The organism is Aurantimonas marianensis, from assembly GCF_024195285.1.
In the GTDB taxonomy this organism is placed as follows: domain Bacteria; phylum Pseudomonadota; class Alphaproteobacteria; order Rhizobiales; family Rhizobiaceae; genus Aurantimonas; species Aurantimonas marianensis.
In genome coordinates, this window is sequence record NZ_JALHBS010000083.1 from 1 (window position 1) to 19,303 (window position 19,303).

Below are 19,303 nucleotides of genomic sequence, written 5' to 3' on the forward strand. Positions count from 1 at the left end.
CAGTTGTAGTTCATCTTCGGATCGTCCCGCTGGTGATGGACGCGATGGCGGCGCTAGCGCTGCTTATTCAGGCAGCGAATGAGAGGTTTCGCATGAAGATCACCGGCATCAAGGCGTGGCAGGTCGACCTTCCGCTGAAGGAGGGGCGCTACACCTGGTCGAGCGGCCATTTCGTCGAAATCTTCGACAGCACCGTCGTCGCGGTCGAGACGGATGCGGGCATCACCGGTTTCGCCGAGTGCTGCCCGCTCGGCTCCGCCTACCTTCCGGCCTTCGCGGCCGGCGTGCGGGCGGGGCTGGCGGAGCTCGCGCCGCAATTGCTGGGCCTCGATCCGACCGACCTCGATGTCGTGAACGCCCATATGGACAGGGTTCTCAGCGGCCATCCCTATATCAAGGCACCGCTCGACATCGCCTGCTGGGATATCCTCGGCAAGGCGGCCGGTCTGCCGGTGTGGAAGCTGCTCGGCGGCAAGGCGCAGGCGCATGTCGCGCTGTATCGCGCCATCAGCCAGAGAAACCCGTCCGAGATGGCGGCGAATATCGAGGGCTACCGCGCGGAAGGCTATCGCAAGTTCCAGCTCAAGGTCGGCGGCGACGCCGACGCGGACATCGCCCGCATTCGCGCGACCCGTTCGGTCTTGAAGGAGGGGGAGGTTCTGGTCGCCGACGCCAATACCGGCTGGACCCGGGCCGAGGCGGCGCGTGTGGTGCTGGCGGTGCGAGACCTCGACGTCGTGATCGAACAGCCTTGCCCGACCTATGACGAGTGCCTGTCGGTCCGCCGGCGTACCCCGCTGCCCTTCGTGCTCGACGAGGTCATCGATAGCGTGGCGACGCTGCAGCGCGCGCTGGCCGACGACGCCATGGATATCGTCAATTTGAAGATCTCCAAGGTCGGCGGCCTGACCAAGGCACGGCTGATGCGCGATCTCTGCGTCGCCAGCGGAACGCCGATGACGATCGAGGACACCTGGGGCGGCGACATCGTCACGGCCGCCATCGCCCATCTGGCGCAATCGACGCCGGCCGAATTCACCTTCTCGGCGACCGACTTCAACTCCTATGGGACCGTCTCGATCGCCGACGGGGCGCCGATACGCGACAACGGGACCATGCGCGCGTCGGACGAGCCGGGCCTTGGCGTCACCCCGCGCTGGGAGGTGCTGGGCGAGCCGTGTCTCAGTGTCGATCGCTAGACGCAAGCGCGGCTCCAAACTCGTTCACCTACCAGGCAGCCCGGTAGATCGACAGCGCGTCAGCCTGCGCAACCTCGCGCGGATTGTTGACCAGAAGACGCTGCTGCTTCATCGCGTCGGCCGCCATCTTGGCCAGATGCTCCTCGCCGATCCCGACATCGCGCAGGCGCGGCGGCAGGCCGAGGCGCTTCGACAGCGCGGCGAGTTCCTCCACGAACGCGGCGCAGCGCCCTTGCGTGCTTTCCTCGCGTTCCAGCGCCGGAAAGGCGTCCGCGGCGATCTCGGCGTAAAGATGCGCCGCGTCGGGCGCGTTGAAGCGCAGGACGTGCGGCAGCACCAGCGCGTTCGACAGCCCGTGCGGGATATGGAAGGTGCCGCCGATCGGGTAGGCGAGGGCGTGGACGGCGGCGACCGGCGAATTGGCGAAGGCCTGGCCTGCGAGCATCGAGCCGAGCAGCATCGCACCGCGCGCTTCGACATTCGCCGGTTCGGCGATCACCGTTTCGATATTCGCGCCGATGAGCCGTAAGGCTTCGCGCGCCAGCATCTTCGACAGCGGGTTGTTGTTGGCGCTCTTCGACGCATAGGCCTCGATCGCGTGAACCATGGCGTCGACGCCGGTGGCGGCGGTGATCGCTGGCGGCAGGCCGAGCGTCAGTTCCGCGTCGAGCACGGCGATGTCCGGCAGGATCAGCGGCGAGGAGACTCCGCGCTTTTCCTCCTCGCCGACGGTGATGATCGAGACCGGGGTTACCTCCGAGCCGGTGCCGGCGGTGGTCGGAACCAGCACCAGCGGCAGTCTCGGGCCCTTGGCGTTGCCGACGCCCCAGGCCTCGTCGAGATTTTCGCCGGAGCCGGCGATGAGCGCGGCGAGCTTGGCGACGTCGAGGGACGAGCCGCCGCCAAAGCCGAGGACTCCCGTCGCGTCCAGAGATCGGGCAGCGTCGGTCGCGGCCTCCAGAATCGACAGTTTGGGATCGGCCGCAACCTCGTCATAGACGGTGACCGCCACCCCCGCGCTCTCCAGCGACGCGATCGCCGGATCGCAGAGGCCGAGCGCGCGGAGGCCGGGGTCGGTCACCAGTAACACGCGCGCGCCGAGCGTCTTCGCCGCGATCGGCCCGAGCCGCCTGGCCGCCCCCGGCTCGAACACGATCGACGGCGTGGTGTTGAAGTGGAAGGGCGTCATGGCGAGATCTTTCCCGTTATCGTCTCATTGTCGAATCGCAGCCGCCAGTCTGGCGCGGAAAGCGCCGTTCGCCCAGCCATGCGCACCGGCACTCCCTTTTGCGGCGCGTGCGGGATGAGCCTTGCCGTCAGCTCGGCCCGCGAAATTTCTCCACCAGTCGAAACACCAGACCGGCCGTGGTCATCACCAGGAAAACCCGGGTGACGTGGTGGGTCGCGACAAAGGCCACCTCGACATGGAGGGCCAGCGCGATCAGGCTCGTTTCGGTCAGGCCGCCGGGGGAATAGGCTAGCAGCAGGTCGAGGACCGGCAATCCGATCAGCCGGTTCAGTCCCAGCGAAAAACCGAGGGTGATCGACAGCAAGATTGCGGTCGAGCCCAGAGCGAGCCCTAGAATTCGTGCGATTTCGGTCAGCCGGGTTCCGGCGAACCGGCAGCCGAGGGCGGTGCCGAGCACGAGCTGCGCGGCCGCCACCAACTCGTAGGGCGGGCGGAACTCGGTGATGCCAGTGAGGTGTACGGCGGCGCTGGCCAGCATCGGTCCCATCAGATAGGGCGCGGGCAGTCGCAGCATTCGTCCCAGGACGATCCCGACCAGCCCGGTCACGACCAGCCACACCTCCACCGACCACGGCGCGTCGAAGACGGACAGCCCGTTCGTCGGCCGGGCGATCACCTTTTCGCCGGTTACCACGTCGAGGACGAACGGCAGCGAGAAGACGATCAGCATGATGCGGCTGGAATGGATCAGGGCGATGATACGCGGATCGCCGCCCTTGGCCTGGCCGAGGGTCACCATCTCGATCAAGCCACCGGGCATGCCGGCGAAATAGGCGGTGGGAAGATCGAAGCCGGCGACACGGTAGAAATATGTGACGCAGGCCGCCGCCGCGACCAGGAGGAAGACCATCAGGCCGAGGAGGCTCGGCAGCCAGTCGGCGATTCCGGCCACCATGCCTGGCGTGAAACTCGCTCCCAGCAGCACCCCGACGAGCATGGTCATGGGAGGCCGCACGATGCCGGGCACCGTGACCGGCAATCGCAGGAGCGAGGCGCCGAGACACGCGGCAAGCGGTCCAAGCATCCAGGGCAGCGGCAGCGACAGACGCAGGAAGACGACGGCGCCGAGAAGGCCGATCGCGAGCGCCAGCGCGAAGCGCGCATAGGCGAAGCGCTTCGGTGCGAGAGGCTCCAGGGCTTTGGCCAGCCAGCCGCGTACCGCGCTCATCGCCATCCGCCCGTGAAAGCGCCGCGGTCGGGCGGACTGAGGCCGTCGCGGCCCGGCGGTTCCCGGCGGCTTGCGGTTCTCTTCATCGCGCGGAATTCGGTCATGTCGGGCAAGGGAACGAGGAAGGGCACGCCAATCCGTCCCCTCGGAACGGACTGCCGCTCTCGGCGGAACGCTGTAGTCCTAAACGAAGCTTACGGCCGGCGGAACCGGGTCGCCGATTTCGCGTGATGGTCCGGCGGTTCAGGGCCGAGCGCCGTGCGTCCATCCGGACGCACAAAGGACGCTCTCACACTTTGATTGAGCATCGGAATAATCCAAAAACCGGATTCCACTTTTTGGTCCGATGCTCTGGGGCACCACGCCTTCATTCGGACGCCGCCCGGACTCGTGACCGGCGACCTTCCGGCTTCGCCGCCTTCACGACGTCGTGCCATGCGGATGAAGGCAGCGTATGCTTCAATCGGCCCCTTGCCGGTGGACACCGCAATGATTGCCGAGGGAGGTCGAAGATGACAGCGCACGGGCATTTCTACTGGAACGAATTGATGACGCGTGACGCCGAAAAGGCCAAGGCGTTCTACGGCCAGACGCTCGGCTGGACGTTCGAGGGCATGGAAATGCCCGATGCCGGAACCTATTGGCTCTGCACGGAGGGCGAGGACCGTGTCGGCGGCATCTTCACCATGTCGGGGCCGGCCTTCGACGGTGCGCCCGAAATGTGGATGAGCTATCTCGCGGTCGACGATGTCGATGCACGCGTGGCCAAGGCCCGCGACGCGGGGGCGACGATCGCCAAGGAGCCGTGGGACGTGCCCGGCGTCGGCCGCATCGCGACGGTTCAGGACCCGGGCGGCGCGATGCTTGGCTGGATGACGCCCGCCCCTCAGAAGTGACACGACTCTTTCCAGCGTGCCCGGCGGAGTTGGAAACAGCCATCCTGCTCGATCGCATGGCAATGTCGAACTGTGCCCTATATCGCCCGCCAAGGGACACGCAGGCGGCGCATTCTGGCTTGATGCCGCCGGGCAAGGATCAAAGGGCGGCATCATGCAGTGGCGCGGACGCAGGCAGTCGAGCAACATCGAGGACAGACGGGGCTCTGGCGGCGGCTTCGGCCGGCGCGGCGGCGGGTTGCGTCTGCCGATCCGGGCCGGCGGCGGCGGTACGATCGGCTTCATCATCGTCGCGCTGGTGCTGTGGCTCGGCTTCGGCATCAACCCGTTGCAGCTTCTCGGCATGGCGGATGGCGGCGGCGGCGGTGTCCAGACCAGCCAGAGCTCCGGGCCGGGCGTGGCGGGCACCGCCGACGAGACCGACGATTTCGTCGCGACGGTTCTCGCAGACACCGAGGATGTCTGGAGTCAGCGCTTCCGGGAGGCCGGCGAAACCTATCCGGCGCCGACGCTGGTTCTGTTCACCAACCGGGTGAATTCGGCCTGCGGCATCGCCGGAGCGGCGACCGGGCCGTTCTACTGTCCGTCCGATTCCAAGCTCTATATCGATCTCGGCTTTTTCGACCAGCTGCGCAACCAGCTCGGCGCGCCGGGCGATTTCGCCCAGGCCTATGTCATCGCCCACGAGGTCGGCCATCACATCCAGAACCTCACCGGTGTCCTGCCGAAGTTCCACCAGGCGCGCGCACGCATGAGCGAGGCGGAGGCGAACGCCATGTCGGTGCGGGTCGAGTTGCAGGCCGACTGCTATGCCGGCATCTGGGCGAATGGCAGCAAGCAGGCCGGCTATCTGGAGCCCGGCGACATCGACGAGGCGCTGAACGCGGCCCAGCAGATCGGCGACGACACGCTGCAAAAGCGCAGCCAGGGGACGGTCGTTCCGGACAGCTTCACCCACGGCACGTCGCAGCAGCGCCAGACATGGTTCCGGCGCGGCTTCGAGAGCGGCGATTTCGGCGCCTGCGACACGCTGAGCGGCGCGATCTGAGGCGCGTCGGGCGTCGCAGTCATGGCGATGACCCGCCTCCAGGCGAAGGCGCATCGCGCGCGACGCGCCATCGCCGCGCAGACAACCGCGCTGGAGGAGCACCTTTGGCGCGGTATCCGCGCGATCCCGGGTGAGGGCGGCCATTTCCATCGGCAGGTGGTGATCGGCCCTTACCTCGCCGACTTCGTCTCATCATCGAGGTCGACGGCGCCCAGCATGGCATGGCAGAGCGATCGGCAAAGGATCGCAAGCGGGATGCCTGGCTAGGCTCGCAGGGCTACCGGGTGTTGCGCTTCTGGAACGACGAGGTCCGGCTTGAACGGGGTGCTGTCCTTGACACGATCTTTGCTGTGGTCGAAGAGCGTCGCCAAATGCGGGACGATCGATGATCATGCTCCCAACCTCCCCCTGGTGAGGAGGTCGCCGTGAAGCGGCGGGCGGGGGGCTCTCGACTGTTCATTCCATCCCACCCCGGCGCTGATGCGCCGACCCTCCCCATTGAGCGGAGGGTGGAGAAATGCCGAGCCATGCCCGACCTTCTGCTTGAACTCCGCTTCGAAGAGATTCCCGCCCGCCCGCGCTCCCGCAGCGCCATCGGCGCGAGGAAGCGCAACCAGGCGAACGGCATGCGGGTGGAGAGACACTGATGCCCGACCTTCTGCTTGAACTCCGCTTCGAAGAGATTCCCGCCCGCCCGCGCTCCCGCAGCGCCATCGGCGCGAGGAAGCGCAACCAGGCGAACGGCATGCGGGTGGAGAGACACTGATGCCCGACCTTCTGCTTGAACTCCGCTCCGAGGAAATCCCGGCCCGCATGCAGCGCAAGGCGGCGGGCGACCTGAAGAAGCTGGTCACCGACGCGTTGGTGGAAGCGGGCCTCACCTATGAGGGCGCGCGGGAATACTGGACGCCCCGGCGTCTGACCCTCGACATTCGCGGTGTCGAGGCGCGCTCCAAGGACGTCGTCGAGGAGCGCAAGGGACCGCGCGCCGACGCGCCGCAAAAGGCCATCGACGGGTTCCTGCGCGGCGCCGGCTTGGCGTCGATCGACGAAGCCGAGATCCACTCGGACCCGAAGAAAGGCGATTTCTACGTCGCGACGATCAAGAAGCCCGGCCGGCCGGCCGAGGCGATCATCGCCGAGGCGATGCCGACCATCATCCGCGACTTTCCCTGGCCGAAATCCATGCGCTGGGGCCCAGCCTCGCGCGAGCCGGGGTCCTTGCGCTGGGTGCGGCCGTTGCAATCGATCCTGTGCACCTTCGGCCCGGAGACCGAGGAGCCGGTGGTGGTCGATTTTTCGGTCCACGGCATCAAGGCCGGCAACACCACGCGGGGCCACCGGTTTCACGCCCCGGAGGAGATCACCGTCCGCCGCTTTGACGATTACGCGGCGAAGCTCGAAAAAGCCTTCGTCCTGCTCGGCGCCGAGCGGCGCAAGGACATGATTCGCCACGACGCGGAAAACCTCGCCTTCGCCAGGGGCCTCGAAGTGGTGCCGGATGACGGGCTGCTGGAGGAAGTGGCGGGTCTGGTCGAATGGCCGGTGACGCTGATGGGCGAGTTCGAGCCGGAATTTCTCGAGATTCCGCCGGAAATCATCCGCTCCACCATCAAAGCCAACCAGAAGTGCTTCGTGCTGCGGCCGCAGGGTTCGGTCGAGCCGGAGGCTCGCAAGGCCGACCGGCCGTCGCCCGGTCAGGGCGCACTCGCGGAGCCGTCTGCGCAGCAGACCGGCGTGAGCGACAACAAGCTGTCCAACCACTTCATCCTCGTCGCCAATATCGAGGCGAGCGACGGCGGCGCGGCGATCGCCAGCGGCAACGCCAAGGTGGTGCGGGCGCGGCTGTCGGACGCCCTGTATTTCTGGCAGACCGACCAGGCCGATCTGCCGGATATCGACAGCCTCAAGCCCTCGGCGGAAAAATTCGGCCTCGACCTGACAAAGCCGCTCGACCAGCGCATGGCCAAGCTCGATGCGCTGGACGTGACGTTCCATGCCAAGCTGGGCACGCAGGGCGAACGGGTTCAGCGCATCGCGGCACTGGCCGAGGATATCGCCCGGACGCTCTATTCCGATGGCGCCACGCTCGGCGGCGAAGCGGTTTCGGCCGACGAACTGGCGGCGCTGGCGAAACGCGCGGCGGTGCTGGCCAAGGCCGATCTCACCACCGAGGCGGTCGGCGAGTTTCCCGAGCTGCAGGGGCTGATGGGCCGCTATTACGCCGCGCTGCAGGGCGAGCATCCGAGCGTCCAGGCGGCGATCGAGGAGCATTACAAGCCGCTGGGGCCGACGGACACGGTCCCGAGCGATCCCGTCGCGGTGTGCGTGGCGCTCGCCGACAAGCTCGACATGCTGGTCGGCTTCTGGGCGATCGACGAGAAACCGACGGGGTCGAAGGATCCTTATGCGCTCAGAAGGGCGGCGCTGGGCGTGATCAGGGTCGTGGTGGAGAACAGGTTACGGCTGCCTATCGCGCCGTTGGTCGATGATGCTTACGGAAAGGTCCTAATCACGCTAGTCGCCCGGTACGACATCTATTGGCGTATGCCCGACAGCGAGCAATTCGTTCATTACCTTCTGCTCAAGCCCGGAGTTGACGAGTATGGGCAAAGGGCAGGGCCAATTGCCTTAAGCAGAGGTGATCCGGCGTGGGACGGATTTGTCGCGCCTATAGCATCGGAGAATCCTTCGGACATTTCATACAAAAAGGGGCACGATCGGACGATTGGGCCAAAGGCACTATTCATTCTGCCTTCTCTCTCGAATCTGCCAAGTGAATTGCTTTCCTTCTTCCACGACCGTCTGAAGGTCCAACTCCGCGACCAGGGCGCACGGCACGACCTTGTCGATGCGGTGCTGTCGGCTGGCGCCCCGCCCTCATCCGCCCCTCCGGGGCACCTTCTCCCCGTCGGGGAGAAGAACAGGTCTGCGCCGACTGGCGCCTCGACCGGATACGATAACGACAAGAGAATTGCGGACGGCGACGAAAAGGGCGCCATTCCTCGCCCCGATGGGGAGAGGGTGGACGACGCGAAGCGGCGGCCGGGTGAGGGGTCGGATGCGTCAGCATCCGAAGGGACGCCTTCTGCCTCCCATCAAGGCGAGGGAGCCGCCCCCAACGACGACCTTCTCGACATCACCCGCCGGGTCGAGGCGCTGGGCAAATTCCTCGACTCGGATGACGGCCAGAACCTTCTCGCCGGCTATCGCCGCGCGGCGAACATCCTCGCCGCCGAGGAGAAGAAGGGCACCCGCGTCGCCGAGGTCGTCGATCTCGACCTCCTGACCGAACACGAGGAAAGGGTCCTGGCCGGCGCCGTCGACCGGGCCGAGATCGAGCTGGAAGAAGCGCTGGCCATCGAGAATTACGCGCATGCCATGGCCGCGCTCGCCGATTTGCGCATTCCCGTCGATGCGTTTTTTGACAAGGTGCTGGTCAATGCCGAGGACGAGGCCGTCCGCGCCAACCGGCTGGCGCTGCTCGCCCGCATCCGCGCGGCGACGCGCAAGGTCGCCGATTTCGGCAAGATCGCAGGCTGACCGAAAATCCACAATCGCCGGCAATTCGACCGGCGAAATGGGGCGGTGGCGGGGCTCGCGAGGTCGATCCGCCGACGTCAGAACCAGTCAGCGGCCGCCCTCGTTAACCAATCATTTACCAAAAGCTACGGAATCGCAGGCTTTTGTGGCAAATTGGTCAGGTCTTTGCGTCAGGGTTCATTGGCGGCAGGGCTGTAACATTTCGTGATCGACCTTGCCCGGAACCCGCCCGATTTGAAGGGAATAGCTGCACCTAGCCGCTTGGGACGGAATTGAACCTTAGGGTTCAGGGGGCCGGCCCGCATTTGAGACTTCGAGCGACTTCGAGGGGAAACCAGCGAATGACGAAGCCCAGCGCCGTTGCGACGGCTGCCGCGAAATTTGCCTGCGCCATCGTCGCGGGCATGCTGCTGATCACCGGTTCGGCCCATGCCGAATGGAAGGCGCCGTGGAAATCGGAGGACAAGGCGCTCGTGATCGATGCCTATGAGTTCAATCCGATCAACTGGCAGGAACTGAGCTCGGACGAGCGCATCGCGGGCTTCATCAACAAGGCCTCGGACGGATTGCCGCCGGAGTGGAACTGCGGCAAGGCTGACGGGGACGAGTACAAGCTGTGCAAGAACCGCTGGTGGAAATATTCGGTCACCAAGGAACTCTACATGACCCGCCGCGAGATGGCGAAGATGAAGGGGCTTCTCTGGGGCGCCTATCATCTCGGCCGTCCGGGCAATCCGCGTGAGCAGGCCGACCATTTCGTCGATTTCGCCGAGCCGGCCGAGGACGATCTGATCGCTCTCGACATCGAGGACAATTCCGACGAGTGGATGAGCCTCGCCGACGCCGAGATCTTCGCCGACCAGATCAAGATTCGCACCGGCCGCTATCCGGTGCTCTACACCAATGGCTCGACCGCCAAATACGTCTCCGACAACAAGGCCAAATATCCGCTGCTGTCGCGCCTGCCGCTCTGGTACGCGCGCTACCGCGACGACATCACCGGCAAGTTCCCCGAGGAGACCTGGCCGAGCTACGCCCTGTGGCAGTTCTCCTCGATGCACAACTGCGACAGCCGCAGCTGTCCGTACCGGGTGAAGGGCGCCAAGACCGACATCGACGTCAATGTCTCGACGATGGACGTCGCCGGGCTCAAGGCCGCCTGGCCGTTCAACGAACTGATCGAGCGCGCGCCGGAAGCCGACGATCCGGCGATGATGATCGCGTCGCTGGACGAGACCACCAAGACGGAGGTGGCAAAGGTTGCTGCGGCGACGGGGGCAGCCGCCACGACCCTGCCCAAGCCGCGGGCCAAGCCGACGACGGACACGCGGGTCGCCGCCTATGCTCCGGCTGAGCAGCACGCGCGGCTGGATCCGCTGCAACTCTTGACCACCGTTGCCCGTGGCGAAACGAAGACTGACAAGCCAGCGCTTGTGGCTGATGTGACCGCCGCCCCTGTCGCCGTCTCCTCAACGGTGGTGCCATCGGGTGAAGCAGCGCGCGAATTCCATGGCCATCTCGCCGCCCTGCGGGAGGCTGTGGCCTATGCCGCCAACGAAGTCGATCGATTGTTCATCGGTCGGGCCAAAGCGGCGACGCGCACGGACGAGGCGAGGCCCGCCGGCGCTGGCGAGGAGAGTGCCGCATTTGACGCGCGACAGCGCTCGCGCTTCGTCGAGATCGTCAAGGCGGCCGAAGCGGCGAAGAAGGCCGGCGCCCTTCCGATGCCCGCGCGGGTGCTCTCGCAGTTGGGCGCCGAAGGCGCCGGCCGTGGACCGCGCGTTGCGGGGACTGTGGCGGGGCAGCGCTTTGCCGGGCTCGATATGCCGGCCCGCCGCATCGTCACGGCATTCGAAGCGACGCGCTGAACGCGCCTGGTCGCTTTTTCGGCGATCACGAAGATTTTTCTGGAACCGAGGGAACCAAAGCCATTCGCAACCGTTTCGGCCCCGAACAATTTTGCTCACAGGTTAAATGACGGGTGCTTGGAATGAATAGAACAATTGGCTGGGTCGTCGGTATCATCGTTCTCCTGATCGTCGTCTGGTTCGCCTTCACGATGATCAATGTTGATCAGACTCAGGAAGGCGAGTTGCCGGAAGTCAGCGTCGAGGGCGGTCAGATGCCCGAGGCAGAGGTCACGACTGGCGATGTCGACGTCGGCACGGAGGAAAAGACGGTCACGGTTCCGACCGTCGACGTCCAGCCGGCGCCCGAGACGGACACGCCGGAACAGCCGGCGCCCGCCAACTAAGCTCTGGCGAGCCGCTTCCGGTTCCGGTAAAGACGAAAAAGGGCAGTGGCGAAAACCACTGCCCTTTTCTTGTTTGCGACGGCCTCCGGTCCGCGAGGCCGCTTGTCCTGTCTGGAAGCCGGCCATGACACCTGAACGCGGCGCAGTTGATGTAGTACCGACCGGTACAGGCCGAACCGAGGCCGGCTCGATCGGAACGATCTGCCTGTCCGCCGGCGGCGACGACGCGGTCGAACGCGCGGTCGCTTGCCTGCGAGCGGGCGGTCTCGTCGGCCTGCCGACCGAGACGGTTTACGGCTTGGCCGCTGACGCCACCAATGGCGAGGCCGTCGCGCGCATCTTCGAGGCGAAAGGCCGTCCCCGCTTCAATCCGCTCATCTGCCACGTCAGCGACTTGGATATGGCGGCGCGACTGGCTGTCATGGACGACATCGCGCGGGGGCTCGCGGCGCGCTTCTGGCCGGGACCGTTGACGATTGTCCTGCCGCAGGCGGAGGCAACACCGGTCCATCCCCTGACCACCGGCGGACTTGCCACCGTGGCGCTACGTCAACCAAAGGGGATCGCCGGCGATATCATCGCGCGTCTGGGCCGCCCGCTCGCGGCCCCGAGCGCCAATCCCTCGGGGCGGGTCAGCGCCACCAGCGCGGGCCAGGTGATGCGTGGCCTCGGCGGCCGGATCGAGTTGATTCTCGACGCGGGCCCATCGGAACTCGGGCTGGAATCGACCATCGTCAAGCCGAAGCGGGACCGCCTGGTGCTGCTGCGCGCCGGGCTCGTCGGGCGGGACGCGCTGAGGGACGCGACGGGGCTCGCCGTGGTCGGGCCGGATGCGGGTTCAGGCATCGAGGCACCCGGCCAGCTTCGCTCCCACTACGCGCCGCACGGCGCGGTACGGCTCGACGTCGAGCATGTCGAGCTCGGCGAGTACCTGATCGCCTTCGGTGATGCGTCGTCGATCGCCGGCGCGGCGCAGGCGGCCGCGATCGTCAATCTCAGCCCGTCCGGTGATCTGCGCGAGGCGGCGGCGAATCTGTTCGCGGCGCTGGCCCGCTTCGACCGGCCGGAGATCGGGCGCATCGCGGTGGCGCCGATACCGCGGGAAGGCCTCGGCGAGGCGATCAACGACCGGCTTTGTCGCGCCGCCGCGCCACGGGCGTAGAAATCTCGCCACGGCTCGACGGATCGTCGCCGACCTTTTATGTCTCGATCCTATGCAAGACGCTGAACACCGACTGCCCGACGCTCTGATTGCCCGCTTCGCGGCGATCGTCGGCGACCGCAACGCTTTGCGGGACGCCGATCTCATGGAGGCCTACCTTAACGAGCCGCGCGACATGTTTCATGGCCGCGCGGCGCTGGTGCTGCGGCCGGGCAATGTAGCGGAGGTCGCGGCGATCATGCGGCTCGCCAGCGAAACGCGGACGCCGATCGTGCCGCAGGGCGGCAACACAGGCCTTGTCGGCGGTCAGTCGCCGCGCTCGCCGTGCGAGGTCCTGGTCAGCCTGTCGCGGCTTGACCGGATCCGCGACGTCGACCCGATCGGCCGTACGGCAACCGTCGAGGCGGGCGTCGTCCTCAAGCGTATCCAGGAGGCGGCGGACGAGGCAGACCTGTTGTTTCCGCTATCGCTCGGATCGGAGGGCTCCTGCCAGATCGGGGGGAATCTCGCCGCGAATGCCGGCGGTACCGGTGTTCTGGCCTATGGCAACACACGCGACCTTTGTCTCGGAATCGAGGCGGTGCTGGCATCCGGCGAGGTGCTGCACGGGCTGCGGCGTTTGAAAAAGGACAACCGCGGCTACGATCTCCGCAATTTGCTGATCGGGTCGGAGGGAACGCTCGGGATCATCACCGCCGCCGTGCTGAAGCTGTTTCCCAAGCCCGCCGGTCGCGAAGTCGCCTATGTCGGGCTGGCGTCGCCAGATGCCGCCCTGACTCTGCTGCAAGCGGCGGAACGCCGGGCCGGATCGCAGCTGACCGCCTTCGAGTTGATTCCGCGTCTGGGCCTGGAGTTCACGCTCCGCCATACGATCGGCTCCCGCGACCCGCTGGAGACGCCACATCCCTGGTATGTTCTCATGGAGGTTTCCTCGGGGCGTTCACAAGGCGACGCGCGCGAGACGCTGGAAGGTATCTTGGAATCCGGCTTCGAGAATCATGTCGTCGCCGATGCCGCGATCGCCAAATCGCTGGCCGAGGCTAACGCATTCTGGATCATGCGCGAGGAGTTGAGTTGGGCCCAGAAGCCCGAGGGCGGATCGATCAAGCATGACGTGTCCATTCCGGTCGCCTGTATTCCTGAATTTCTCGCCGCTGCCGACAAGGCCGTGCTCGAGGCGATTCCGCAGGCCCGGGTCATTGCGTTCGGTCATCTTGGCGACGGTAACATCCACTACAATGTCTCCCAGCCTGTCGGTGCCGATAAGGACGCCTTTCTCGCCCGCTGGCACGAGATCAGCGAGCTCGTCCACGGCATCGTTCGCGATCTGGACGGCAGCTTTTCCGCCGAGCACGGCATCGGCCAGCTGAAGCGCGACGAACTCGCGCGGACCAAGGAGGGGGTCGAGATCGATTTGATGCGGCGGCTCAAGGCGGCCTTCGACCCTGACAATATATTAAATCCAGGCAAGCTGGTTTAGATTTGGTTCAAGTTTTCGACTTGCTAACCGTCTTCGATGTCATGAAGACTTAACCGACTTTCTTAGCGCGACTTCAAGGCGACGCCCTTATTCTCATCCTATCCAAGGCCGGGGTCACATCGGCACGAGGCAGAGACCGAAATATCGGCTCTCAGGAGAGGCAGAAGGCGTCATTTCATGAGCATTGCTCCCAACCCGCTCGCGATCAAGCCCGAATGGGCGAATGTTCCGGTCCGCCTCGATCCGGCGGCGTCGGATCGTCGCCAGACGATCGAAATGGTCGAGGACGGGGAATTGATCACCTACAAGGTCGACCGCCGCGGCGCCGTCGTGCATCGCCGGTTGCAGAAATCCGGACTGCCGGTTTCGATCGCGCTGCCGCCGCGGGCCTTCCGGGGCGTCGCCGCCCGCGCGATGGAAGACGGCACCGGCGAGGTGACGGTCACGCTCGAGCTTCATCATCACGACCCGCGGTGCACCGTGCCGCTGCTGGTCGCCAGCGATCTCTACGATGTGGCCGCCGACTGGCGCGGCTGGGCGGAACTGTTCAATCTGCCGATGCTGATGATCGAGGCGGACGGCGCGTTGCGCACTCTCGAAGAAACTCTTGGGCATATCCGGGCCGCGGCACCCGCTCCGCGTCGCCGCTCGCCCAACCGCCAGCGCCGGCCGCGCTTCCTGGCGCGACGCAAGCCCGGCGGGCTCGGGATGCGCATGGTCGTCGCCGGCGAGGAGATCATTGCGCGTCAGTAGCTGGCGTCCGGGGGTTATACCGTCGTCAGCGGGAAAGACAGCGCCCACAAGGCCGAGAAGATAAGGCCGAAAAAGATGATCCAGCCGAACACCGTGTTCGACTTGAACAGCCTCAGGCACTGGTCCGCATCGTCGATGTCGAGCGTGCGGATCTGCCAGATCATCTGGAAGGCTCCGGCGGCAAGGCCCGCATAGGCGGGCCATGCGGGTCCGCCGCCCGTGGCCGGGCCGGTCAGCATGAAGGCGCCGGCGAACAGAGTGATCGCTCCGAGATAAAGGACCGTCAGCGCGAGTCTGGTTCGTTCGCCAAACAGCCGCGCCGTCGAACGGACGCCGACCAGCGCGTCGTCCTCCTTGTCCTGATGGGCATAGATCGTGTCGTAGCCGATGGTCCAGAGAATACTGCCGGCGTAAAGCAGGACGGCGGCGAGCGACAGCGTGCTCCAATAACCCGCCCATCCCATCAGCGCGCCCCAGGAAAAGGCGAGGCCGAGGCCGAGCTGCGGCCAGTCGGTGAAGCGCTTCAGGAATGGATAGATCGCCACCACGCCCAGCGACGCGATACCGAGAAAAACCGTGAAAAGGTTGAACTGGATCAGAACCAGGAGTCCGACCAGCGCCTGCACGACCAGAAACAGCTTGGCCTGGAACCGCGAAACCCGGCCGGACGGCAGCGGACGCGACCTTGTGCGCGCGACGAGCGTATCGATCTTCTCGTCGACAAGATCGTTATAGGTACACCCCGCACCGCGCATGGTGATCGCGCCGACCAGAAAGAGGAAGAGCTGCCAAAGGCTGGGAAGCCCGGTGTGGACAGCGCCCGTCTGCACCGCTTGCGGTGCCAGCGCCGCCGCCCACCAGCAGGGCCACAGCAGCAGTTGCCAGCCGATCGGCCGGTCCCAGCGCGCCAGTTGGGCATAGGGCCAGATGCCGCGCGGCAAGGTGCGGTAGACCCAGTTGTTCGATGGCGCATCCGCCACGCGGTCGATTTGGTCCGCGAGGCTTCCTTTCAGATTCGACATGGCACGAGATTGATGGCCAAAAGGCCGCAGTCAAGGGGTTTTCGCATTATCAACTCATAAGTATCGCTTCGCCGAACTTGACCGCGGCCGTCGCCCACCCGTAATCGGCGCCTGTCGGCCGGCCTGGGCGGCGAAACTGCGCTGGCGGGGGCGAAGCCATGACGACCAATGTTCTTCTCATCGGCGGCGGTGGCCGCGAACACGCGATTGCCTGGAAAATCGCGCAATCGCCCGATCTTGGCCGACTCTACGCCGCGCCCGGTAATCCGGGCGTCGCCGAGCATGCCGAGTGCGTCGAACTCGACATCGCGGATGATGCCGATGTCGTGGCGTTCTGCCGCTCCAACACGATCGGCCTGGTGATCGTCGGTCCCGAGGCGCCGCTTGTCGCCGGGCTTGGCGATAGCCTTGCCGCCGCCGGCATTCCCGTGTTCGGTCCCTCCGCCGACGCCGCGCGGCTCGAGGGCTCGAAGGGCTTCACCAAGGATTTGTGCGCTCGCCACGACATTCCGACGGCCCGCTACCGTCGCTTCGACGATGCGGTCGCCGCGCGCGACTATATCCAGGCCGGCGGCCTGCCGATCGTTATCAAGGCGGACGGGCTCGCCGCCGGCAAGGGCGTCACCGTCGCCGAAACGCGCCAGGACGCGCTTGCGGCCATCGACGCATGCTTTGCGGGCGATTTCGGCGGAGCCGGTGCGCAGGTCGTCATCGAGGAGTTCCTTGAGGGCGAGGAGGCGAGCCTGTTCTGCATTTGCGATGGCGAGCGCGCGCTGTTCTTCGGCACGGCACAGGATCACAAGCGCGCCTTCGACCGGGACCGCGGCCCGAACACCGGCGGCATGGGCGCCTATTCACCGGCGCTGCCGATGAGCGAGGCGATGGTACGCCGGACGATGCGCGAGATCGTCGAGCCGACCCTCGCCGGGATGAAGGCGGCCGGAACCCCGTTCAAGGGCGTCCTGTATGCCGGACTGATGCTGACCGAGTCCGGTCCGAAGCTGATCGAATACAATGTCCGCTTCGGCGACCCCGAATGCCAGGTGCTGATGATGCGGCTCGAAAGCGACCTGCTGCCCCTCCTTCTTGCCGCCGCGATGGGGGAGGTTCCGGCCATTCTGCCGCAATGGTCGGAAAAGCGTGCTCTGACCGTCGTCATGGCCTCGGAGGGCTATCCCGGTGCCCATGCCAAGGACACCGTCATCCGCCATTTGCCGGCCGCGAGCGAGACGACCCGGATCTTCCATGCGGGGACGCAACGCGACGGCGACCGGCTGCTGGCCGTCGGCGGGCGGGTCCTTGCCGTCACCGCCACCGGCGCCAGCGTGAAGGAAGCCGCGCGCCGCGCCTATGAGGCCGTCGAGGCCGTCGATTGGAAAGAAGGGTTCTGGCGGTCCGACATCGGCCACCGGGCCATTATGACCGAAAGCGCCTGATCCTCCATCCGCCGCATCGCGCCGATCGGTCCTGCGAGCAAGCGGCGTAAAGGGCGCATCGCTCGCGACCGCTTGTTGACCTTTACGTAAAATGCGGGAAATGTCGGCGCGCGCCGCTGGGAAACCATCGGCGCGGCCATACATTCATCCTTAACGAGAGCCGCCAACCCCGGAGCGAAGCCATGTCATTTCGTCAGGACAAGCTGACGCGGCCAATCTATCGATGGGCCAAGGGCGTCATGCCCCCGATCTCGGAGACCGAGCGCGAGGCGATCGACGCCGGCACGGTCTGGTGGGACGGCCAACTTTTTACAGGCGACCCCGACTGGGACAAGTTGCTAGCCATGCCGCCGGCGCGGCTGTCACCGGATGAGCAGGCGTTTCTCGACGGTCCGGTGGGCGAACTCTGCGCCATGATCGACGAGTGGAAGCTCGTCTCCGAGGATCGCGACCTGCCGCCGGAGGTCTGGGATTTCCTGCGGCGGAACAAGTTCTTCGGCATGATCATCCCGAAGGAATACGGCGGCCTGGGCTTTTCCAACACCGCCCATTCCGAAGTGGTGCGGAAAGTCTCGTCCTGTTCCGTCGTTGCCGGCGTCACCGTGATGGTGCCGAATTCGCTCGGGCCGGGCGAATTGATGCTGCATTTCGGCACGCAGGCACAGCGCGATTACTGGCTGCCGCGTCTTGCCGACGGACGCGAGATCCCGTGCTTCGGCCTGACCTCGCAGGAGGCCGGCTCCGACGCAGCCGCGATGCTCGACACCGGCATGGTCGAATATGGCGAGCACGAGGGCGAGCGCGTTCTCGGCATCCGGCTGAATTTCCACAAGCGCTACATCACCCTCGGCCCGGTCGCGACGGTGATGGGCCTCGCCTTCAAGATGTTCGATCCGCAGAACCACCTCGGCAAGGGCGAGGATCTCGGCATCACGGTCGCGCTGCTGCCCACCGCGACCAAGGGCGTTCGCCACGGCGACCGACATGTCCCGCTGTTAACCTATTTCCAGAACGGCCCGCTCTACGGCGACGACGTGTTCATTCCGCTCGACTGGATTCTCGGCGGACCGGATCAGATCGGCCAGGGCTGGACGATGCTGATGACGGCGCTTGCCGCCGGTCGCGGCATCTCGCTGCCCTCGCAATCCTCCGCCGCGGCCGCGGTTTGCGCACGCACCACCGGCGCCTATGCAAGGGTGCGCACCCAGTTCAACGTGCCGATCGGCATGTTCGAGGGCATCCAGCAACCGCTCGCCGACATCGCCGCCAACGCCTATCTGATCGATGCCGCCCGCCGGCTGACCGTCGCGGCGCTGGACGAAGGCCACAAGCCGTCGGTGGTGTCGGCGATCATGAAGGCGCATGCGACCTATCGCATGCGCGAATCGGTCGAGCGGGCCATGGATATCCATGGCGGCAAGGCGATCATCGATGGGCCGAAGAATTACCTCGCCGCTCAGTACCGGTCGGTGCCGATCGGCATTACGGTCGAGGGCGCCAACATCCTCACCCGCAATCTGATGATTTTCGGGCAGGGGGCGATCCGCGCCCATCCTTACATGCTGAAGGAACTTCTCGCCCTGTCCGAGGAGGACGAGGAGAAGGGGCTGGCAGACTTCGACAAGCATTTCTGGGCGCATGTCGGTCATTCGGCCAAGAACGCGTTGCGCAGCTTCGTGCGCGGCTGGACCGGCGGTCTCGCGGCTCCGGCGCCGAGGAACGCGGCCTTCACCAGCCACTGGCGGCAATTGTCGCGCTATGCCTCGGCCTTTGCCCTCCTGTCCGATCTGTCGCTGCTCACGCTCGGCGGCGCGCTCAAGCGCAAGGAAATGCTGTCGGCGCGGCTCGGCGACATTCTTTCCGAACTCTATCTGCTCGGTGCCGTCCTGAAGCGGTTCGAGACCGAGGGGCGCCCCGAGGCGGACAAGCCCTTGGTCGAGTACATCATGGCGAAGGGCTACAATCGCATGGCCCTCGCCTTCAATGGGGTCCTCGACAATCTGCCGGCGCGCTGGGCGGCGATCGTGACCCGGGTCATCGCCTTCCCGCTGGGCGTGCCCTATCACGAGCCGTCCGACGAACTGACCAGCGAG

14 protein-coding genes and 1 pseudogene are annotated in these 19,303 nt (G+C 65.8%); 12 read left to right on the forward strand and 3 right to left on the reverse strand.

What is annotated here, in order from left to right:
* Positions 1–92: 92 nt before the first annotated feature.
* Positions 93–1,199 carry a cis-3-hydroxy-L-proline dehydratase gene (locus MJ956_RS13685; RefSeq protein ID WP_341482730.1) on the forward strand — a complete coding sequence of 369 codons (1,107 nt, stop codon included), beginning with the start codon at positions 93–95 and terminating at the stop codon, positions 1,197–1,199.
* Between the two features lie 28 nt (positions 1,200–1,227).
* On the opposite strand, the gene MJ956_RS13690 is transcribed toward MJ956_RS13685, so the two are convergent.
* Entirely contained in the window at positions 1,228–2,388 is a 1,161-nt protein-coding gene (locus tag MJ956_RS13690) for an iron-containing alcohol dehydrogenase (RefSeq protein WP_253965008.1), read from the reverse strand.
* A gap of 127 nt (positions 2,389–2,515) precedes the next feature.
* Positions 2,516–3,616 carry an AbrB family transcriptional regulator gene (locus MJ956_RS13695; protein ID WP_253965009.1) on the reverse strand — a complete coding sequence of 367 codons (1,101 nt, stop codon included), beginning with the start codon at positions 3,614–3,616 and terminating at the stop codon, positions 2,516–2,518.
* A 512-nt stretch (positions 3,617–4,128) separates the two neighbouring features.
* On the opposite strand from MJ956_RS13695, the gene MJ956_RS13700 reads away from it, so the two are divergent.
* From MJ956_RS13700 to MJ956_RS13740, 9 genes and pseudogenes are all read left to right on the forward strand, one after another.
* Positions 4,129–4,512: a VOC family protein gene (locus tag MJ956_RS13700; RefSeq protein WP_253965010.1), complete on the forward strand. Its 384-nt coding sequence runs from the start codon at positions 4,129–4,131 to the stop codon at positions 4,510–4,512.
* A 154-nt stretch (positions 4,513–4,666) separates the two neighbouring features.
* Positions 4,667–5,560, forward strand: coding sequence for a KPN_02809 family neutral zinc metallopeptidase (gene ypfJ / locus MJ956_RS13705; RefSeq protein ID WP_253965011.1), 894 nt, complete (start codon positions 4,667–4,669; stop codon positions 5,558–5,560).
* 27 nt (positions 5,561–5,587) lie between these two features.
* A pseudogene (locus MJ956_RS13710) lies at positions 5,588–5,949 on the forward strand (endonuclease domain-containing protein).
* 376 nt (positions 5,950–6,325) lie between these two features.
* Positions 6,326–9,103: a glycine--tRNA ligase subunit beta gene (gene glyS / locus MJ956_RS13715; RefSeq protein WP_253965012.1), complete on the forward strand. Its 2,778-nt coding sequence runs from the start codon at positions 6,326–6,328 to the stop codon at positions 9,101–9,103.
* A 341-nt stretch (positions 9,104–9,444) separates the two neighbouring features.
* Positions 9,445–10,971: a glycoside hydrolase family 25 protein gene (locus MJ956_RS13720; protein WP_253965013.1), complete on the forward strand. Its 1,527-nt coding sequence runs from the start codon at positions 9,445–9,447 to the stop codon at positions 10,969–10,971.
* Between the two features lie 122 nt (positions 10,972–11,093).
* Positions 11,094–11,357 carry a DUF4064 domain-containing protein gene (locus MJ956_RS13725; protein WP_253965014.1) on the forward strand — a complete coding sequence of 88 codons (264 nt, stop codon included), beginning with the start codon at positions 11,094–11,096 and terminating at the stop codon, positions 11,355–11,357.
* 124 nt (positions 11,358–11,481) lie between these two features.
* Positions 11,482–12,519, forward strand: a complete 1,038-nt coding sequence (locus MJ956_RS13730) for an L-threonylcarbamoyladenylate synthase (RefSeq protein ID WP_253965015.1) — start codon at positions 11,482–11,484, stop codon at positions 12,517–12,519.
* A 73-nt stretch (positions 12,520–12,592) separates the two neighbouring features.
* Positions 12,593–13,999: an FAD-binding oxidoreductase gene (locus MJ956_RS13735; protein ID WP_253965020.1), complete on the forward strand. Its 1,407-nt coding sequence runs from the start codon at positions 12,593–12,595 to the stop codon at positions 13,997–13,999.
* 177 nt (positions 14,000–14,176) lie between these two features.
* The gene (locus MJ956_RS13740; RefSeq protein WP_253965016.1) at positions 14,177–14,752 is read left to right on the forward strand and encodes a DUF6101 family protein; all 576 of its coding nucleotides are present in this window, start codon (positions 14,177–14,179) and stop codon (positions 14,750–14,752) included.
* A gap of 14 nt (positions 14,753–14,766) precedes the next feature.
* Here the strand turns inward: MJ956_RS13740 and ubiA are convergent, their stop codons facing one another.
* Positions 14,767–15,774, reverse strand: a complete 1,008-nt coding sequence (gene ubiA, locus MJ956_RS13745) for a 4-hydroxybenzoate octaprenyltransferase (RefSeq protein ID WP_253965017.1) — start codon at positions 15,772–15,774, stop codon at positions 14,767–14,769.
* A 158-nt stretch (positions 15,775–15,932) separates the two neighbouring features.
* Between ubiA and purD the strand changes: the two genes are divergently transcribed.
* Together purD and MJ956_RS13755 are read left to right on the forward strand one after the other, a co-directional pair.
* Positions 15,933–17,210, forward strand: coding sequence for a phosphoribosylamine--glycine ligase (gene purD, locus MJ956_RS13750; protein ID WP_253965018.1), 1,278 nt, complete (start codon positions 15,933–15,935; stop codon positions 17,208–17,210).
* Positions 17,211–17,392: 182 nt separating this feature from the next.
* Positions 17,393–19,303: acyl-CoA dehydrogenase (locus MJ956_RS13755; protein WP_253965019.1), on the forward strand; the 1,911-nt coding region annotated here is incomplete at its 3' end.